Here is a 1,474-nt window from a genome sequence, read left to right as displayed (position 1 = left end):
ACCAGCCCCTTGCCCTCGTCGTCGATGACCGTGCCCAGGTCACTGCCGTCGTCGGCCAGGATCATCTCGTTGTGGGCCTTGCCCGACGGGATCATCGGGAAGCAGTTCTCTTCCTTGGTGACCCGGCAGTCGAACAGCACCGGCTTGTTCACCGAGATCATCTCCAGGATCTTGTCGTCCAGCTCGGCGGGCGTCTCGGCGCGGATGCCGACCCCGCCGAAGGCCTCGGCCATCTTCACGAAGTCGGGCAGGCTGGCGGAATAGGAGTGGCTGTAGCGCTCGCCGTGCAGCAGCTGCTGCCACTGGCGCACCATCCCCATCCACTCGTTGTTGAGGATGAAGATCTTGATCGGCAGCTCGTACTGAATGGCCGTGGCCATCTCCTGCATGGTCATCTGCACGCTGGCGTCGCCGGCGATGTCGATGACGAGCGAATTCGGGTGGGCCATCTGCACGCCGACGGCGGCGGGCAGGCCGTAGCCCATGGTCCCGAGGCCGCCCGAGGTCATCCAGCGGTTGGGCTGCTCGAAGCGGTAGTACTGGGCCGCCCACATCTGGTGCTGGCCGACCTCGGTGGTGATGTAGGTGTCGCGGTCCTTGGTCAGCTCGTACAGCCGCTCCACGGCGTACTGCGGCTTGATCAGGGTGGAGTCCGGCGCGTAGCGGAAGCCCTGGCGGGCGCGCCAGGCGTCGATCTGGGTCCACCAGTCCTTCAGGGCGGCCTTGTCGGTGGACATCTTGCGTGAGGTCCAGACCGAGATCAGGTCCTCCAGCACCGAGCCGGCGTCCCCGACGATCCCGATGTCGGCCTTGACGTTCTTGGAGATCGAGGAGGCGTCGATGTCGATGTGGATCTTCTTCGAGCCCGGCGAGAAGGCGTCCAGCCGGCCGGTGACCCGGTCGTCGAACCGGGCGCCGACGCAGATCATCACGTCGCAGTCGTGCATGGCGTGGTTGGCCTCGAACGTGCCGTGCATGCCCAGCATGCCGAGCCACGCCGGGTCCGCCGCCGGGAAGGCGCCCAGGCCCATCAGGGTCGAGGTCACCGGCGCGCCGGTCATGGCGGCGAAGGTCCGCAGGCTCTCGCTGGCCGCCGGACCGGCGTTGATCACGCCGCCGCCGGTGTAGAAGATCGGACGGCGGGCCTTGGCGATCATTCGCGCCGCCTCTGCGATCTTGCCGGCGTCGCCCCTGGTGCGCGGGGCGTAGCCGTGGCTGAAGCTGACCTCCGCCGGGCCCTGGTAGCGGCCGCTGGCGAACTGCACGTCCTTGGGGATGTCGATCAGCACCGGGCCGGGCCGGCCGCTGGTGGCGATATGGAAGGCTTCGTGGATGATCCTGGGCAGGTCGGCGACGTCCTTCACCAGGTAGTTGTGCTTGGTGCAGGCGCGGGTGATGCCGACGGTGTCGGCCTCCTGGAAGGCGTCGGTGCCGATCAGGTGGGTCGGCACCTGGCCGGTGAACACGACCATCG

Annotated in this window: 1 protein-coding gene; it reads right to left on the bottom strand. The window is 67.6% G+C overall.

Going from position 1 to position 1,474, the window contains the following annotated elements:
• A partial coding sequence (ilvB, locus tag Q7T09_RS11435; protein WP_304699784.1) for a biosynthetic-type acetolactate synthase large subunit occupies nucleotides 1-1,474 on the bottom strand: 1,474 nt, incomplete at both ends.

Origin of the sequence: Phenylobacterium sp., assembly GCF_030645195.1 — a bacterium.
Classification (GTDB): domain Bacteria; phylum Pseudomonadota; class Alphaproteobacteria; order Caulobacterales; family Caulobacteraceae; genus Phenylobacterium.
The sequence above is the reverse complement of the archived record's forward strand: the minus strand, read 5'-3'. Positions and strand labels throughout refer to the sequence as shown.